The organism is Paenibacillus glucanolyticus NBRC 15330, assembly GCF_004000885.1.
Lineage (GTDB): Bacteria > Bacillota > Bacilli > Paenibacillales > Paenibacillaceae > Paenibacillus_AQ > Paenibacillus_AQ glucanolyticus.
Genome location: NZ_BIMC01000004.1, coordinates 227,958 through 244,372, shown reverse-complemented (window position 1 = coordinate 244,372; position 16,415 = coordinate 227,958). Strand labels below are relative to the sequence as shown.

Sequence of the window (16,415 nt, the reverse complement as noted above, 5' to 3'; positions counted from 1 at the left end):
CATCATAAAAACAGGCACACCCTAAGGTGCGCCTGTCCAATCCGGAAGCTAACAATTACGCTTCGTATACTTCTACTTTTTCCATTTTGTCGCGGCCCTTGAATGCATCCACGTACTCCATGCCTTCCACAACTTTACCAAACACAGTATGCTGACCGTCCAGATGCGGCTGCGGCTCGTAGCATACATAGAACTGGCTGCCGCCTGTGTTACGGCCTGCATGCGCCATAGCCAAGCTTCCACGCTCATGTTTGTTAGGGTTAATCTCACAGTTGATGGTATAACCCGGACCGCCGGCACCTGTTCCTTGCGGACAGCCGCCTTGAGCGACAAAGCCAGGGATTACGCGATGAAATACAAGGCCGTTATAAAAACCGGAGTTAGCCAATTTCTCAAAGTTGGCTACCGTGTTCGGCGCCTCGTTCTCAAACAGATCAAGCAATACCTCTTTACCGTTTTCCAGTGTGATCTTCGCTTTTTTTGCCATATAGGTGTATCTCCTTCCGTTATTAGACCGCTTCAGTAGTTTTGTTACATAATGCATTTTATAGTTTACTATGAATTGAGCCTCGAAGCAAAATGAACTTGTCCTCGCGCACCCGCCCTGTCGAGCTGAACAGGCACACCAAAGAGCCCTGACCGCAGCCCTGAGGCATTGGCGGGCCCTCTGATGGAATGGCTTTTCATATCTAACTGAGGTGATTATTTAGCTCGTTACGGTTTCTTTTGCCACATTCGCAGGCACGATGTCGTTACTGATGATGTCTGCAAGCGACTCGCGGCGTACGACCAGATTGCTCTGGCCATCCTTCACAAATACGACTGCCGGCTTGCGGATACGGTTGTAGTTGCTTGCCATAGAGTAGTTGTAGGCACCTGTACAGGATACAGCCAGCAAATCACCTGTCTCTACCTTCGGAAGATCCAGATCCCAGATCAGCATATCCCCGCTTTCACAGCATTTGCCAGCGATGGACACGGTTTCTTCAACCTTATCGTTAGCACGGTTGGCGAGCACTGCTTCATATTTCGATTCATACAACGCCGGACGAGGATTGTCCGTCATCCCGCCATCTACGGCAACATATTTGCGTACGCCTGGAATATCCTTGCTTGTGCCCACCGTGTACAGCGTGGTGCCTGCATCGCCAACGATGCTCCGGCCCGGCTCCACCCAAATTTCAGGAAGCTCGGAACCCAGACCAGCAAAGTGAGTTTTCACCGCATCCGTAATCGCTTTTACATACTGGGATACTTGAAGCGGAGTGTCTCCATCCACATAACGGATACCAAACCCGCCGCCAAGATTTACAACCTTGAACACAACGCCCAAGCCTTCTTTTACAGAAGAAGCAAACTCGGCAACACGCTGAACGGCCATCTGGAAGCCTTCCACCTCAAAAATCTGGGAGCCGATGTGGGAATGAATGCCCATCAAGTTAATGTTCCCTTGTGCTTCTGCAAGCTTTACCGCTTCATATGCGGAGCCGTTACCGATATCAAAACCAAACTTGGAGTCGGTTTGACCTGTGGAGATATACTCATGCGTATGAGCCTCAACACCCGGTGTCACGCGAAGCAGAATGTTAACGGTGCGGTTCTTCTCGGCTGCAATGGCCTGCAGCATGTGCAGTTCAATCACGTTATCCACTACAAAACAGCCGATATGTGCATCAAGCGCCATTTCAATCTCTTCCGGCGTCTTATTGTTCCCGTGGAAATGAATCCGTTCCGCAGGAAATCCTGCTTGCAGCGCTGTGTACAGCTCGCCATCGGAAACCACGTCAAGCGACATGCCTTCCTCATCCGCCAAGCGGCACATAGCCATGACGCAAAACGCCTTGCTTGCATACGCGACTTGGAATTTCAACCCGGAAGCATTGAATGCCTCGATATATTCCCGACAGCGGTTGCGCACCGACTGCTCGTCTACAATATATAGTGGTGTTCCATATTGAGCTTTCAAATCGGATGTGTCGCACCCGCCGATTTCCAAATGCCCCTGATCGTTGATCTTACTTGTACCGTGTAAAAACATGCTTACAATTCCTCCGATCCATTGTTTCAAAATAGGATAACCGAATAATTGTTCACAGTATAGCAGACAACGTAAGCGAAGCAAAATGGATTTTTCAACACAACATTTGTGTTATTGTTAATGCTCTCCTCGCGGATTCATGTCAGAGCCCATTTTTGTGTTGTCACGGGTTTTATTGATAGCCGGCCTTCTTCTGGACATCAGCAGCGGTTTCCGGAATAAAATTTCGCCCATTGCTTTTGCACTAAATGGTATGAATGGCCACAGGTAAGAGGAGTTGTAGGAGCGGTGGGTGGTCAGAATCAAGATCAGAAGTGTGGTCCCTATGACAAAGCCCTTTGCTCCAAACAAGGCCGTGGCAATCAGCAGAATCAGTCTGACCATCCGGTTGGCAAGCCCCAGCTCGTAACTCGGGGTCGCATACATCCCGATGGTCGCAACCGCCATATACAGAACGACCTCGTTGACAAACAATCCGGTTTTAACCGCGATATCGCCAACCAAAATGGCAGCGATCAACCCCATCGCCGAGGCCAGCGGCGTCGGCGTATGAACGGCAGCGAGCCGCAGCAGGTCCACACCGAACTCAACGATCAGAAACTGCATAATAATCGGAATTTCCGTATTCTTCTGCGGACCGAGGATGTCCAGTCCGGGTGGCTTCATTTCCGGATGGATCACCAAGAGCATCCACAACGGCAGCAGGAACATGGATGCAAATATACCAATAAAGCGTATCCAGCGGAGATACGTTCCCATAAACGGGGTCTGTCGGTTCTCCTCGGCATGCTGACAGAGATCGAGGAACGTGGTCGGCATAATCATCACACTCGGAGAAGTATCCACCATGACCACGATCCGGCCTTCGAGGAGATGCGAGGACACTACGTCAGGCCGTTCAGAATACCTGACAAGCGGATAGGGGTGCCATCCCTTGTTCACAATCGCTTCCTCCAGCTGCTTATCGCCTAGGGGCAATCCTTCCAAATCCACTTCCTCGATTTTATTGCGAATAGCCTCAACTTGGGTGCGGTCGACTATGTCATCGATGAAGACCAGACTGACGTCCGTTCTCGTCCGCCTTCCCACTTTGATGATCTCCACGTGCAGTCCGGGATCACGAACCCGTCTCCTGACCAGATTCACGTTGGTCACAAGCGTCTCCGTAAACCCGTCCCGGGCGCCTCGAACGACACGTTCGACCGCAGGCTCTTCAAGTCCCCGAACCGGATATTTCCGGGTGTCCAGGATGATGGCGGAATGGGCATCCTCGATGAACAGGGCGCATAGGCCCGAGAGAACCTCGTCAATTACCTTGCTGAGCCTCGTATCCCGTTCCACCTGGACATGAGGAATATATCGGTTCATCATTTCGTTCAGCGCCTGGTTGTTTACGTCCTCAGGCTTCAGGTACGTCAATCGGGTTAATATTTCCGTCACCACCATATCGTTGGTGAACCCGTTCAAGAAGAGAAGCCCTGCATTTCTGCCAGCAAAATTCATTTCGCGGAATATCACATCAAACGAGACTCCGAGGCCGATCACTTCCTTAAGCGTTTCTTTCAGATCGCTCAGCTTCGCGGGAACATCGTCCGTCTGCTGCCAATAGATGACCGATTCCTTGGTGCTGTCAGAGGTTTCGGCTTCCCTCTTCTCCTTCAGCGCCTCTTCATTCAACTTTTTAATCTCCGATGGGGGAACAATCGGAATATCTTTAACCAGATCAACGTTGCCGTCATTATGTGCTGTTTTATCGTCCATAACCTACCTCCTAGCCATAAACTATCATTTGCTGAATACGAACCAGTCGAACAGGGAGCCCGCCACCTTGCCTGCCACCATGGCCATCAGAAGTCCGAACAGATACCCCTTTAACCGGAGCCGCTTGGCCAGGATTGGCAGCACATTCAGAACTTCCGTCAGCGCGGCTGCCAGCATGCCGATAAAAATGCCGCACATCAACCCGATTACGGTACTCACGATCGGACCCAGCGGAACGGACCATCGCCAGAAATCTGCCACCGTTCCAATGAAAGACCCTGCAATCAGCGCACCTTCATACCAATGCACCCGGTTATAGGTTCCGGTCAGCTGAGACAGTCTGGGAATGATGTCCAGCACAATGATGAGCGCGATCACTCCGCCGCCGACTGCAATGCCTCCCGCTACGCCGAGAACACAGGTGAATATAGCCTGGAGAATGGACAAGATCATGGTTTTTCACCCGGTGGTTTAGCCGCGGTGTTCATTTTCCGGTATTCCTCGGCAACCACGAATTGGTCCAAATTTTCCTGGTAAAGATACATCTCCACCTCAAGCGGGGTCGGCTCCTCATTCCATTTTTTCTTGAACAAATGATTGAAGAACACCGTCATCCCGAAACCGAGACCCAGGGAATACGCAATTTGAAACAAGTATGGATGCTCGTCTCTTTTCCCTGTCACCATTTCGACGATTCGAATTTGTACCTCGAGCATATTGACGTCTGCATGAAAGTTCATGATGGTTAGTGCGGACCCGAAAAACAACAGCAGCCAGATTAGCGGAAACCAGAGTTTCGATCGTTTGCTGTCAGGTCCTACGAGCTCCACGAGGGTATGATGATTTCCCATCGTTTCAATATGGGCGCCCGGAATCACCTTCTGAATCTTCGGTATGATTTGAATCAGATCCATGACGAGCCGGTTGCCATCGATATCCTTCGGCTGCGTTAGCGGCAGGTCTCTAAGCCTTCTCTCCCATTCGGGTTCACAGACTATGAAGGCAACATCACCTAATTTGACGGTCTGATCTCTCGGTAACCGGATGCGGCTCCGGAGCTGCAGAAACACCGTCGGAGTGGGATTAACCTTCATCCGAAACACTCCTTTACTGCTAAATTACCGTTAGTATGGGAAATCCTCCTCGTTTCTACTCGGATTTACCATACTTTCTTTTTTCGGCCACTTGAAAAACAGCTTCGGAAACGCAAAAAAGCGCCACCCTAAGGGCGGCGCCGAATGGAGCAGGCTTATATAGAAAAAAGGAAGCGCTACTGCGCAATCTCGTTTCGAATGCTCTGCAATATTTTTTTCTCAAGCCGCGATACCTGTACCTGGGATATCCCCAGCCGGCTGGCAACTTCCGACTGTGTCTGATCCCGGTAATACCTCAAATACACAATGAGCCGCTCCCGCTCGGTCAAGCCGCCTATCGCTTCGTTCAAGGCCAGCTTGTCGAACCAGCGTTCCTGCGATTCATCGGCTATCTGATCCATCAGCGTAATGGGATCTCCGTCATTCTCAAATACGGTTTCATGAATCGAGGTCGGTGGTTTATTCGCCTCCTGGGCGAACACCACTTCCTCTGGTGTTACCCCTAACTCTTCGGCAACCTCTTTCACCGTAGGCAGACGATCCAGCTGCTTGGACAGCTCGTCCCGCTTCTTCCTGACTTTGTTCGCCATTTCCTTGAGCGACCGGCTGACCTTCAGGGTCCCGTCGTCTCTCAAGAAACGCTGAATTTCTCCGATAATCATCGGTACGGCATAGGTAGAGAACTTTACGTCATAACTGAGATCGAACTTGTCCACTGACTTCAGGAGACCGATACAGCCGATTTGAAATAGATCATCAGGCTCATACCCCCGGTTCATGAACCGCTGAACGACAGACCAGACAAGACGAATATTACAGTTGACGAGCGTATCCCGGGCGACATTATCCCCGCTTTGGCTAAGTGCAATGAGTCGTTTGACCTCCGCGTCGTCCAAATAAGTCTGCGAAGTTTTCTTCACATCGGCATCCATTTGTCCAACCCCTAATTATATAAAGCTTTCTTAGATTCGATCCTCTTTTTCATTTTGATCGACGTACCGCTGCCTGGTTCGCTGACCACTTCAAATTCGTCCATGAAATTCTCCATGATCGTGAATCCCATGCCGGATCGCTCCAGCTCCGGCTTGGATGTATAAAGCGGCTGCTTCGCCATTTCCAAATCTTCAATGCCTCGACCCGAATCCTCAACGCGCAGCGTGATCATATCCCCGTCAATCGAAGCCTCAATCTTGACAACGCCCACCGGATCGCTGTCATAGCCATGGATGATGCTGTTCGTGACCGCTTCGGAAACCACCGTTTTCAGGTCACTGAGCTCATCCATGTTAGGATCCAACTGGGAGATGAACGCAGCTACGGCGACACGGGCAAAGGATTCGTTTTCCGACTTTGCGGCAAACTGCAGAGTCATAAAATTATGCTGTGCTCTTCCTTCACTCATGACACTACCTCCAAACCCGAGAGTGCCGTACCCTCGTTCTCATATATCGGCATGATTTTGAACAGCCCCGACATTTCAAGCAAGCGGTAAACTTGCGGCTTCACATCGCATACCGCCATCTTTCCACCCTTTTGCTTGATGAATTTATAGCGTCCCAGGATGACCCCGAGACCTGAGCTGTCCATAAAGTCCAATTCCTTTAAGCTCAGCACCAAGTGCTCTGTTTGACGTCTCTGAATGGCTTCTTCCAGCTGCATCCGGACATGATCGGCCGTGTGATGATCCAGTTCCCCGGATAGACGGACGATCAGAATATGCCTGTGATGCTCCATCTCAACCTGCAGATTCATGTTTGCTCACTCTCCTCCCTGACATGAACAAAGATTTCTACATTTGAAAAAGACATTCCTGCATCACGACAAAACTAGAAGAAAACTCCCATTAATCTACATGAAACAACTTGCCGGTTGTCCGTTTGAACAGCTTCCAGAAGCCTGCCTTCTTCACCTCAACCGGAGATGTCAGCTCAAACTCCTTCACCAGTCGGTCCCCCTGATAGACCAAGAGCTTGCCGATGACTTGTCCGGCGGAAACAGGAGCCTTCACATTCTGATCCATCTGAATTTCATGACGGATATCCGGGTCCTTTACGCCCTTCTTCACAAGCACGCTGTAGTCTCTGTCCGCTTGAATGGACAGTTCAGGCACATTCCCTTTCTGAACCTTCACGATGCCCAATACTTCGCCTGGCTTATAGATAGAATGCATCGTGTATTGAGCGAACGCATAGTCAAACATACGGGATACTTCATTATTCCGCGTCTTGGTGTCAGGAGCTCCCATGACAACGGCTACTGCGCGCAGTCCATCCCGTTTGGCCGTTGCGGACAAACAGAATTTAGCCTCTGACGTATATCCGGTTTTCAGGCCGTCTGCACCTGTGTAGAAACGAACCAGCTTATTGGTGTTCACCAGCCAGAACGGCTTTTGCGAATCCTTTCGCAAATAATCCTGGTACGAGCCTGTATATTTGGTGATCTGCTCATATTTCAGCAATTCCCTGCTCATGACCGCGATGTCATGAGCTGAAGTATAGTGATTCTCTGCCGGAAGTCCGTTGCAATTCACAAAATGCGTATCTTTCATTCCCAGCTCAGCCGCTTTGTCATTCATCATCTTGACAAAACCTTGTTCGGAACCGGCAAGCTTCTCCGCCATCGCAACAGAAGCGTCATTGCCTGATGCCATGGCAATGCCTTTCAGCATTTCATCAACGGTCATTTCTTCCCCAGGCTCAAGAAAAATCTGCGATCCACCCATGGAGGCAGCATATTCACTGGTACGTACCTTATCCGTCCACTGCAATCGTCCCGCATCAATGGCCTCCATCGTAAGCAGCATCGTCATAATCTTGGTGATGCTGGCCGGAGGCAGCTTATCATGGCTGTTTTTTTCATAAATAATGGTTCCGGTATCCGCATCCAGCAATATGGCGGAACGAGCACTAGGCGCCAGTTCCTCTTGAGATGACCCTTCGCCGGTTTTACTATTTTCTTCTGCATAACTTGGAACAGCCGTACTGGACAACCCAACAAATAGAACAAGGAATCCAGCGATCAACGCTTTTTTCAATTCCGTCCCCTCCTGACATTCGTAATGGCATCCCGCAAGTATACGGGTCTGCTATTCATTGTCGTCAGGATGAAAACAAATTATTCCAGTATTTTACGGAAAAGTTAGGACTCTATACTTTCGGGAGCATAGCAAAAAGGCCGTACTCCGGTAGATTCGCATCTACTAGAGTACAGCCTTGTACTTGGAAATATTACATTTTCGGGATAATGGCCAACACAAGCGCAAGGAATTTCTCGCGAACCTTCTCTGCTGTCTCCATAACCTCATCATGGGAAAGCGGCTGATCCAGAATACCTGCTGCCATGTTGCTGATGCAGGAGATGCCCAGCACCTCAAGCCCCGCATGTCTGGCCACAATCACCTCAGATACCGTTGACATGCCTACCGCATCCGCGCCCAGTGTGCGCAGCATGACAATTTCAGCCGGCGTTTCATAGGTTGGCCCAAGCAAGCCGGCATAAACCCCTTCTCTAAGAACAACGCTCTGACTCACGGCTACTTCTTTTGCCAACTGACGGAGCTTCCGGCTGTAGGCCTGCGACATATCCGGGAACCGTACGCCAAGCTCAGGATCGTTAGGTCCGATTAACGGACTGGTTCCCGTCATGTTCAAATGATCGGAGATCAGCATAAGGTCGCCCGGCTCGAAGGAGGTATTGATACCGCCTGCCGCATTGGTAACGAGCAAACTCTTCACGCCCAGCTCTTTCATGACCCGTACCGGGAACGCCGTCACTTCCGGACCATAACCTTCATACATGTGGAAACGGCCCTTCATCATGACCACAGGTCGGTTGTAAATCGTGCCCAGGAGCAGCTCCCCTTCATGACCTTCTACCGTCGATACCGGAAAATGCGGAATGTCGGTGTATGGGATCGAAACCGGGTCCTGAATCAATTCGGCCAGGACACCGAGTCCCGAACCCAGAATCAGGCCAACCTCGGGTTGAACGCCATTCTGTTCGCGTATGTAAGCTGCTGCTTCCTTAATGCTCTGTTGATTAACTGAACTCATGTTAATACCTCTCCTAACTGAAAATAAGTTGTAGATCAGTGGACATGTTGCGGTCCTTAAGATCTCGGGTGGTAATGATCATAAACTTCCTTCATGCTCTTCTTGGTGGATTGATACATGCCCGTGGTGGATAATGCCGAGTGACCCAGCATTTCCTGAACGGAGCGTAAATCGGCACCATTCTGCAGCAAATGTATGGCAAAGGAATGGCGAAGGGTATGCGGCGTTATTTCCTCATCGATTTCGGCCAGCTTGCCGTACTTTTTAATAATTTTCCAAAATCCCTGCCGTGTCAAGCGGGTACCCAGTGAATTCAGGAATAATGCCTCTTCCTCGGCATCTCTTATGAGCTGGCTCCGCATATCACGCATATAATAAGCCACACTCTGGGCTGCAATCTGGCTGATCGGAAGAATACGCTCCTTCCCCCCGGGTACGGCACAGCGCAAAAATCGCATCTCCATATTCAGGTCATGAATGCTGAGTGAGACCAGCTCCGAAACCTTGATGCCTGAGGCATAGAGCAGTTCCAGCATCGCCCTGTCCCTTGCCCCCTGCGGCGTGCCGGAATCCGGGGCGGACAGAAGCTTGTCCACCTGCTCAATGGTTAAAGCCTGTGGAGGCTTCCGTTCCGGCTTGGGACGATCCAGCAGCTGGGTTGGGTCTTGTCCGATAACTGATTGACGCACCAGATATTGAAAAAAGGACCGCAGGGAAGCCGTGCAGCGAAGCTGGCTCGATGCCGCCTTGCCCTGCTGCCTCAGTCTTCCCAAATACAATCCCAACACCGTCCGGTTCACATCCTGTGGATGGGTCACTTCCCTGTCCGCTGCATATTCAATAAATCCGTTAAGGTCTGCCCGGTAGGATTCAATCGTGCTCCGGGACAGTCTCTTCACTTCTTCCAAATAGGTTACATATTCGTCCAGATATTGCTTCATGATCACTTTATCTCCTATTCCGTGCACCTAAAAAAACACAGTCATTCCCCGTACCAATAATACAATCGCAGGCGTTCCGCCGGCGAATACCGGGAATCCATGGTGCTTTCAGGCTGAAATGCCTTTACAGCTTGGCCCGAAGGTGCACTGTAAGGATCCATCGGGGTCAGCCAGTCGCTTACCCAGCCCAGCACAAAATAAAAAAACATCGCCAGAACGGCAAACATCGAAATAAAACGGATCAGGGAGCCTATTTTCCGAATCGATATAATCACATGCAGCGCCTCTCTTTCATCATCGCGATATGAAAGCTGGTATTCCAGGTATCGCATCACGTAAAGCCTATGATACAAGCTGCAGGATTATGACGACATGACCCTTATCTTCTTTCTATACGGAATAAGGAAAAGGCATCTGATATTTTGAAGAATAAAAAAAACGTCTGACGACGTACTTGTAAATGGTACAGATGGAATGCTCTTATGTGAACGATACAGATGCGTGCATGTTTATGATTATAGGATTGCTATCTAAAAAAACCCTCCCGGCTTACCGCCGTAGAGGGCTTGCCGTGATCGTCATCACTGCTGTTTGGTTAATCGTCATCACTGCTGTTTGGTTAATTGATATAAAATTTATGATTTGTCCTGGTCATTCTTGCCCTTCTCTTTGCAACGGTAGCATATGCCATGGAAATCAAGCCGATGGTCATGAACGGTAAAGTTGAACTCTCGCTCCAACCGCTCTTCCAAAGGACCGAGCCAATCCTCGCGTATCTCATCCATACTTCCACATTGAGTACATATCAAATGGTGATGGTGATGCTTCGAAGTATCCGTCCGCAAGTCATAACGGGCGACACCATCGCCAAAATTTATCTTCTCTACAACATGAAGCTCACTGAGCAGCTCTAGGGTACGGTACACGGTTGCCAGACCGATCTCCGGAGCCTTCTCTTTCACGAGCATAAATACATCCTCTGCGCTAAGGTGGTCGTCTTCATTTTCCAACAATACGCTTACCGTGGCTTCCCGTTGGGGCGTTAATTTGTATCCTTGGGATTGTAGCTGCTGCTTAATTTTGTCGATCCGCGCTTCCATCGTTTCCCTCCCCCTTGGAAATCACTGCACGTTATTGTTCACTTCCTTCATTATAGGGGGATTTGACAAACAAAGTCAAACGGTTTTGCTATATGGAAAAATTCGCGGATTAAAGCAACATTGGAGTGACCCAGCGCATCATAACAGGGGTAACCCAGGTTTCAAAGGATGCAACTCCGAGTGTCAGCAGGACCATGCAGAACGTCAACAAAGCATAAGATGCAAATGGCTTCATCATGCTGCCGCCGCGATTCATAATAAAACGGTCTCTGATGATATATAGAGAGAAGGTGATTGCTGCTACACTGCACATCATGAGCACTGGAATAATCAGCAAATTTTGCGGCGCAATCGACACCAGGGCAAACAGCAGTCCTTTCCACGAATATTGCCCGACCAAATAACCGACCGTGAACCCGATAAGAACTCCCTTTAAGAAATCCAATATCAATATTCCAGGAAGTCCGATGACGGACAATCCCAGAATCCATATCAAGCCGATCCATTTCAGATGAAGGGCTGCGATGCTCCAGTAAGAAGATTGACTCATGGCTTCTCCACCGTCCTGCACGTTAACAAAAAAGTGATTCAAATATCGGGCCATTTCCTGCTGCTGCTCCAGTGAAAGTGCATTGACCATCAACGCTCCAAACAGTACGCCGACTAAGAACAGGACGGCAACAAACACATAGAGCGTAGTCTGATCCTTAAAGGCTTGGCGGAATGATGACATAGAATAGAGTCTCCTTTCTGCGTCTCTACTCTACTCTATGACACTCGTCCTTCTTCTATGACTTTCGGTGAATGAAAGAGAGTCCCGTGGATTTATCGAAGCACTTTCCCGTAAGTGCCTCCCCCGCCTGCCGACAGGGACAGCGTCCCGTTTCGGGCCATGACAATGCTTGCCGCCAGCTGATCGCCGGCAACTGCCGCAAGTTCTGCCTCCGTCGCCTGATGAAGGATATTCATTTCCGTTCCAAAGGCTTGCAGCAGCTTCGACATGGCGGATTTGCCAAGCCCGGGAATGAATTCTAGCGGAACCTGATAGTGATACTCCGGTCGGCTGAGGGGAATCACGGGTTCTTCACGATCCGAGACATGAAGAATCCGATCAAATACCCCCTGTACCAACTTGGTGCTGCCGCAGTATGGACAGCGCTTCATTTCTTTTATATCACTGCCCTCATCCAGAATGCTATCGCATCCGCTGCAATAGGTCCGATGGTATTTTCCCAGTCGGGGATTAAGCCCGTAGTTTGCGCTGATTCTTCTCCCGTCCTTGGCCCCGAGTGCCATTCGGAATTCTGCAAAAGAAGGCTCAGCCATGTCAATTCGGTTATACTCCCTGCCGATCTTACCAAGCGAATGGGCATCGGAGTTGGTCAGAAAGGAATAACCGTCCAGCTCGCTTATCCGCCCTGCCATCGAGGAGTCCGCACTGAGCCCAAGCTCGATTCCGGCGATCCCGTTCAGGTCGAATACCTCGCTCATACGATCCGCCATGCTGCCATACAGCCCCTTATGAGGCGTAAACACATGTGCAGGCACCAGCAAACCGCCGCGGTCAACAATCTCCTGCTGCAATTCACGCGGAGTAACGTAGATGCGCTGAGAGCTCAGCTGCACATTTTTCATATATCTCGCCATCCAGACGGTGAAATCCTGCATCGTACCCAGATCTGGAAAATAGGCCAGCACATGGGCTGCACCACGGCCGCTTTCACGAATTTCGATCTCGCTGCCAAGCAGGATGACCGTATCCCGGTACGCTATCCCTCCGCCATCAATCTCTTGCATGGCTCCACTGTCGAGACACTGGATAATATCCTCCTGCACCGAAGGAGAGTGGCAATCGATGATGCCAATCATCTGGATACCTTTTCGCTCCGATGCCTCGATGGCAATATTCTCAAAGGTCAGATTGTTGCTTGCGCTTATTTTCACAGCTTGCCCGCTGCTCGTGCGCCCGATGTGAATATGCATATCACCATAAAAAGAATGAAGCTGCCGGTCCGTTGTCTGTTCTAAAGATGACAGCATATCAGATTTTCCCTGTCAGTTTGTACATATTCCAGGCATACACAGCCAGGATGGTCTTCGCATCGCTGATTCTCTCTTCTTGAATGAGGGAATAAGCTTCTTCCAGCGTAATTTCCATCATTTCTATAAATTCATCCTCATCCGGATTCATGTCGCCGCTAACGAGATCTTCCGCCAAATACAAATGAATGATTTCATCCGCAAAGCCCGGTGACGTGTAAAAGGAATGAAGCTTCCGAATGGAACCGCAGGTATACCCCGTCTCTTCCTGAAGTTCGCGCTTGGCAGCCTCCAGAGGATCCTCCCCACGCTCCAGCTTGCCCGCAGGTATTTCAACCTCGCAGCGGCCCAGCGGCTGCCTGTACTGATTCACAGCCAGCATTGTGTCGCCTTTTAATGCCAGCACGGCGACCGCACCCGGATGCCGGACAACTTCACGGCTAGCGGTCTGTCCATCCGGAAGTTTCACCGTGTCCACCTGCAGCGAGATAATTTTCCCTTCAAAAATCGATTGAGAAGACAACGTGGTTTCTTCCAGCAATTTATCCGAAGCTTCCCGGTTCTTACTGCCGATATCGCTCATAAAATGACCTCCTTTGTTTAAAAACGGCATGTCTGACCATGCTATTGCATAAGGTGTATTATATCAAAATTCCGCAGAAAGAAGGTAGCACCCATGAAAAGCTATAAAGGAGACCATTCGATTCATTTGGTAGGACAGGCCTGGCAGATTCGGATTATGCTGAAGCAGTGGCAGCAGCAATGGGGCTCAGAGACGAGAGTTATGGATATTATTTCAAAAAATACAATAAATAAACGCGAAAGCGGGACACAGAATTAGGTTCTAAGACCTATTTTTCGACTTTTTTCTGTTTTTTTCGAATATAGACCATGACCTTTTCACCTAAACGGGTGTTATACCATTGGGAGGCTTCGACATGCGACAATTACCTATTATTGAATCCGAACCAATTACAAATCCACCATCAACTGATTATGAACGCGGAAAATGGTACAAAAGACGCGGGTATCTCGATAAGGCTCTGGAAAGTTTCAAGGAAGCTGCGAAGTCCGATCCAACTGACAATACCCGTTCCGGATGGAAAGAGATTGACCTAAGCTGGCTTGAGTACGGGTTATTAAGCATGCGTATGCGCGCCTTCCACAAATCTGAGGAGGCCTTTAAGACCGTCCTGCATCACGCGGGTACATATGCTCAGGAGGCGCTCAATCACTGGGCAGCCCTTCTGCTTCTGCAAGGGACGACCGATGAGGTTATATATGAGCAGCTATTGGCTGAAACGAACCGCTTTCCCGCATCCCATGCAATGGTTGGCAGGTCGTTGTATTACATCGGAGCTTACCCTTTCGCTTCCCTCTGTTTTGCCAATCAGGAGAACTTGAATCCCGATACCTGCATCCCATACGTGTCCTGTCTCATTATGACCGATCAGCTGCCTGAGGCCATAGAGCTTATTGACAGTTATCTGCATGGCTCCAAGAACAGCCAAGGAGAGCAGGCCTGCCCGAGAGCAGCCGAAAGGAATCACTTGGCTAGAATCAGACAGCTCTGTGAGTGGAAATGGGAAGGTAGAGCTCCGGACAGGTTCATCATCATGTCCGAATTGCTTGAGTTAGCCCGTACCGCCATATCACTTGGCATGGTATCAGTAGCCGAGGAGCTGCTTGCGGATTGCAGCGATCACACTGATTATGCACTGATCTGTTTTCTTTATTATGAAGGTTACAGGGGACTCGCTGTATCCAAAATAAATCAATTGGAAGCGCTCCCTCTCCAAGAACATGGCAGCTATAGTATGAACGTATGTTTTATAGCGGCAGAGAGTCTGTATGACCAAGGAAAATACGATGAAGCCGCATCCTTGCTGGAGCAGCTAAGACGGTCTTATCCTGAACACACCGAGACGCGATTCGGCGAAGCTGCCTGTTATTTACAGTCTGCCTTGATATCCCTCTCCTCACGACTGGAGGAGCAGTATCCATCAGAACCTGCGCGGAAGGAAATCGAGCAATACATGGACAGCATCCATGCCGCGCTGCATGTTGTAGAAAGCACGAACTGGCATACTACCTGGTCGCCTGCACAGAGACGAATAGAAGGCAATTCGTTGACGATGTCATTCTTGAACTGATAGATAAATTCACAATAAAAGCCCGAAGCGGACTTCATCGTCTGCCTCGGGCTCTTTTATTGTATTCCTGTCAACTAAGCCTTAGCCGTTTCTTGGATAATCCCTACGACAATCTGGGCAGCTTTTACCAGATCAGCCGCTTGAATGCGTTCCTGCGTGGTATGGATTTCTTGATATCCGATGGCCAAATTGACGGTTGGAATGCCAAGACCATTGAAAATGTTGGCATCACTGCCACCGCCGGACTGGAAGGTTCGGGTTGGGAAACCTAATCCACGGATGGCACGCTGTGCCAGCTGAACAACCTCATCATGTTCATTAAAACTGAATGCTGGATAAACGATTTCGCTGATGAACTCGCAATTGGCGTTGTATTCGCGAACCGTGGTTTCGAGCGCCTCACGCATATCATTGACTTGTTTATCCACTTTCTCCTGAACGATGCTGCGCGCTTCCGCATCAATCTGTACATGGTCGCACACGATATTCGTTGCGCCCCCGCCCTGAAACTTGCCGATGTTCGCCGTGGTTTCCTTGTCGATGCGTCCCAGCTTCATTTTCGATATGGCTTTGGAAGCCACTTGAATTGCACTGATGCCATCCTCCGGATTGACACCTGCATGAGCAGATTTTCCTTTGATAATCATCTTGATTTTTGCCTGGGTTGGCGCTGCAACAGCAATCGAACCCAATTCGCCATTGGAATCGAGGGCAAACCCGATATCCGCGTCCAAATAATCGGGATCGAGCGCACGGGCTCCGACCAGCCCCGACTCCTCACCTACCGTAATCACAAACTGGATTTGTCCGTGGGGAATGTTATTTTCCTGGATTACCCGAATACCCTCCAGAAGTGCTGCGATTCCCGCTTTGTCGTCCGCGCCGAGAATGGTTGTGCCGTCGCTTCGAATCCAGCCGTCTTCACCAAGTACGGGTTTGATGCCTTTACCGGGTGTTACGGTATCCATGTGGCAGGTAAAGAGCAATTTAGGCGTTTGTTCAGCAGCCTGATCCGCTTTCCAGGTAATAATCAAATTACCCGCGCCGTGACCTGTTTTTTCCTTTGCATCATCTTCGGTGACATCAAATCCAAGACGGGTAAATTTATCTTTAAGCACTTTCGAGATCTCTTCTTCATGTTTCGTTTCGCTATCCACCTGAACTAATTCCATAAACTCTCGAATGATACGTTCTTCTGAAATCACTAGACTTCCCTCTCTTTCGCAGATACGATAC

The 16,415-nt window shown here is 49.6% G+C and carries 19 protein-coding genes; 2 read left to right on the top strand and 17 right to left on the bottom strand.

Annotated elements, in window-relative coordinates; all coding sequences use genetic code 11:
- Positions 1-55 precede the first annotated feature (55 nt).
- From PGL02S_RS09160 to PGL02S_RS09085, 16 genes are all read right to left on the bottom strand, one after another.
- On the bottom strand, positions 56-487 hold the full coding sequence (locus tag PGL02S_RS09160; RefSeq protein ID WP_006209417.1) for a peptidylprolyl isomerase: 432 nt from the start codon (positions 485-487) through the stop codon (positions 56-58).
- A 219-nt stretch (positions 488-706) separates the two neighbouring features.
- Positions 707-2,038, bottom strand: a complete 1,332-nt coding sequence (gene lysA, locus PGL02S_RS09155; protein ID WP_006209416.1) for a diaminopimelate decarboxylase — start codon at positions 2,036-2,038, stop codon at positions 707-709.
- A 117-nt stretch (positions 2,039-2,155) separates the two neighbouring features.
- The gene (locus PGL02S_RS09150) at positions 2,156-3,799 is read right to left on the bottom strand and encodes a spore germination protein (RefSeq protein WP_006209415.1); all 1,644 of its coding nucleotides are present in this window, start codon (positions 3,797-3,799) and stop codon (positions 2,156-2,158) included.
- A gap of 24 nt (positions 3,800-3,823) precedes the next feature.
- Positions 3,824-4,252 (bottom strand): stage V sporulation protein AB, encoded by a 429-nt coding sequence (locus PGL02S_RS09145; protein ID WP_006209414.1) that lies wholly within the window; start codon positions 4,250-4,252, stop codon positions 3,824-3,826.
- Positions 4,249-4,893 (bottom strand): stage V sporulation protein AA, encoded by a 645-nt coding sequence (locus tag PGL02S_RS09140; RefSeq protein ID WP_006209413.1) that lies wholly within the window; start codon positions 4,891-4,893, stop codon positions 4,249-4,251. The genes PGL02S_RS09145 and PGL02S_RS09140 overlap by 4 nt, the downstream gene beginning before the upstream one ends.
- A gap of 176 nt (positions 4,894-5,069) precedes the next feature.
- Positions 5,070-5,825, bottom strand: coding sequence for an RNA polymerase sporulation sigma factor SigF (sigF, locus tag PGL02S_RS09135; protein WP_006209412.1), 756 nt, complete (start codon positions 5,823-5,825; stop codon positions 5,070-5,072).
- Between the two features lie 11 nt (positions 5,826-5,836).
- Positions 5,837-6,295, bottom strand: a complete 459-nt coding sequence (gene spoIIAB, locus PGL02S_RS09130; RefSeq protein WP_006209411.1) for an anti-sigma F factor — start codon at positions 6,293-6,295, stop codon at positions 5,837-5,839.
- Positions 6,292-6,645: an anti-sigma F factor antagonist gene (gene spoIIAA, locus PGL02S_RS09125; RefSeq protein WP_006209410.1), complete on the bottom strand. Its 354-nt coding sequence runs from the start codon at positions 6,643-6,645 to the stop codon at positions 6,292-6,294. The genes spoIIAB and spoIIAA overlap by 4 nt, the downstream gene beginning before the upstream one ends.
- 91 nt (positions 6,646-6,736) lie before the next feature.
- Positions 6,737-7,927 carry a D-alanyl-D-alanine carboxypeptidase family protein gene (locus PGL02S_RS09120; protein ID WP_006209409.1) on the bottom strand — a complete coding sequence of 397 codons (1,191 nt, stop codon included), beginning with the start codon at positions 7,925-7,927 and terminating at the stop codon, positions 6,737-6,739.
- A 193-nt stretch (positions 7,928-8,120) separates the two neighbouring features.
- Positions 8,121-8,945, bottom strand: coding sequence for a purine-nucleoside phosphorylase (locus PGL02S_RS09115; protein WP_036636799.1), 825 nt, complete (start codon positions 8,943-8,945; stop codon positions 8,121-8,123).
- 56 nt (positions 8,946-9,001) lie between these two features.
- The gene (locus tag PGL02S_RS09110; protein ID WP_036636797.1) at positions 9,002-9,886 is read right to left on the bottom strand and encodes a tyrosine recombinase; all 885 of its coding nucleotides are present in this window, start codon (positions 9,884-9,886) and stop codon (positions 9,002-9,004) included.
- Positions 9,887-9,927: 41 nt separating this feature from the next.
- A complete protein-coding gene (locus tag PGL02S_RS09105; protein ID WP_244892253.1) occupies positions 9,928-10,239 on the bottom strand; it encodes a YqzK family protein in 312 nt (103 codons plus the stop codon).
- A gap of 282 nt (positions 10,240-10,521) precedes the next feature.
- Positions 10,522-10,986: a ferric iron uptake transcriptional regulator gene (gene fur, locus PGL02S_RS09100; RefSeq protein WP_006209405.1), complete on the bottom strand. Its 465-nt coding sequence runs from the start codon at positions 10,984-10,986 to the stop codon at positions 10,522-10,524.
- A 109-nt stretch (positions 10,987-11,095) separates the two neighbouring features.
- Positions 11,096-11,719: a stage II sporulation protein M gene (gene spoIIM / locus PGL02S_RS09095; protein ID WP_006209404.1), complete on the bottom strand. Its 624-nt coding sequence runs from the start codon at positions 11,717-11,719 to the stop codon at positions 11,096-11,098.
- Between the two features lie 92 nt (positions 11,720-11,811).
- A complete protein-coding gene (locus PGL02S_RS09090; protein ID WP_036636795.1) occupies positions 11,812-13,026 on the bottom strand; it encodes an endonuclease Q family protein in 1,215 nt (404 codons plus the stop codon).
- 1 nt (position 13,027) lies between these two features.
- The gene (locus tag PGL02S_RS09085; RefSeq protein WP_036636793.1) at positions 13,028-13,609 is read right to left on the bottom strand and encodes an NUDIX domain-containing protein; all 582 of its coding nucleotides are present in this window, start codon (positions 13,607-13,609) and stop codon (positions 13,028-13,030) included.
- 93 nt (positions 13,610-13,702) lie between these two features.
- Here PGL02S_RS09085 and mciZ point away from each other — a divergent pair, with 93 nt between their 5' ends.
- Together mciZ and PGL02S_RS09075 are read left to right on the top strand one after the other, a co-directional pair.
- A complete protein-coding gene (gene mciZ / locus PGL02S_RS09080) occupies positions 13,703-13,867 on the top strand; it encodes a Z-ring formation inhibitor MciZ (RefSeq protein ID WP_006209401.1) in 165 nt (54 codons plus the stop codon).
- Between the two features lie 97 nt (positions 13,868-13,964).
- Entirely contained in the window at positions 13,965-15,179 is a 1,215-nt protein-coding gene (locus tag PGL02S_RS09075; RefSeq protein WP_006209400.1) for a tetratricopeptide repeat protein, read from the top strand.
- 74 nt (positions 15,180-15,253) lie between these two features.
- Here PGL02S_RS09075 and PGL02S_RS09070 read toward each other — a convergent pair whose 3' ends face one another.
- Positions 15,254-16,384 (bottom strand): tripeptidase T, encoded by a 1,131-nt coding sequence (locus tag PGL02S_RS09070; RefSeq protein ID WP_036636787.1) that lies wholly within the window; start codon positions 16,382-16,384, stop codon positions 15,254-15,256.
- Between the last annotated feature and the right edge of the window lie 31 nt (positions 16,385-16,415).

Excerpts from the sequence above, each read along its gene's own strand:
- PGL02S_RS09115 (WP_036636799.1), bottom strand. The coding sequence starts at position 8,945 with ATGAGTTCAGTTAATCAACAGAGCATTAAGGAAGCAGCAGCTTACATA.
- spoIIAA (WP_006209410.1), bottom strand. The coding sequence starts at position 6,645 with ATGAATCTGCAGGTTGAGATGGAGCATCACAGGCATATTCTGATCGTC.
- spoIIAB (WP_006209411.1), bottom strand. The coding sequence starts at position 6,295 with ATGAGTGAAGGAAGAGCACAGCATAATTTTATGACTCTGCAGTTTGCC.
- sigF (WP_006209412.1), bottom strand. The coding sequence starts at position 5,825 with ATGGATGCCGATGTGAAGAAAACTTCGCAGACTTATTTGGACGACGCG.
- PGL02S_RS09145 (WP_006209414.1), bottom strand. The coding sequence starts at position 4,252 with ATGATCTTGTCCATTCTCCAGGCTATATTCACCTGTGTTCTCGGCGTA.
- lysA (WP_006209416.1), bottom strand. The coding sequence starts at position 2,038 with ATGTTTTTACACGGTACAAGTAAGATCAACGATCAGGGGCATTTGGAA.
- spoIIM (WP_006209404.1), bottom strand. The coding sequence starts at position 11,719 with ATGTCATCATTCCGCCAAGCCTTTAAGGATCAGACTACGCTCTATGTG.
- PGL02S_RS09110 (WP_036636797.1), bottom strand. The coding sequence starts at position 9,886 with ATGAAGCAATATCTGGACGAATATGTAACCTATTTGGAAGAAGTGAAG.
- PGL02S_RS09085 (WP_036636793.1), bottom strand. The coding sequence starts at position 13,609 with ATGAGCGATATCGGCAGTAAGAACCGGGAAGCTTCGGATAAATTGCTG.
- fur (WP_006209405.1), bottom strand. The coding sequence starts at position 10,986 with ATGGAAGCGCGGATCGACAAAATTAAGCAGCAGCTACAATCCCAAGGA.
- PGL02S_RS09140 (WP_006209413.1), bottom strand. The coding sequence starts at position 4,893 with ATGAAGGTTAATCCCACTCCGACGGTGTTTCTGCAGCTCCGGAGCCGC.
- mciZ (WP_006209401.1), top strand. The coding sequence starts at position 13,703 with ATGAAAAGCTATAAAGGAGACCATTCGATTCATTTGGTAGGACAGGCC.
- PGL02S_RS09075 (WP_006209400.1), top strand. The coding sequence starts at position 13,965 with ATGCGACAATTACCTATTATTGAATCCGAACCAATTACAAATCCACCA.
- PGL02S_RS09160 (WP_006209417.1), bottom strand. The coding sequence starts at position 487 with ATGGCAAAAAAAGCGAAGATCACACTGGAAAACGGTAAAGAGGTATTG.
- PGL02S_RS09090 (WP_036636795.1), bottom strand. The coding sequence starts at position 13,026 with ATGCTGTCATCTTTAGAACAGACAACGGACCGGCAGCTTCATTCTTTT.
- PGL02S_RS09150 (WP_006209415.1), bottom strand. The coding sequence starts at position 3,799 with ATGGACGATAAAACAGCACATAATGACGGCAACGTTGATCTGGTTAAA.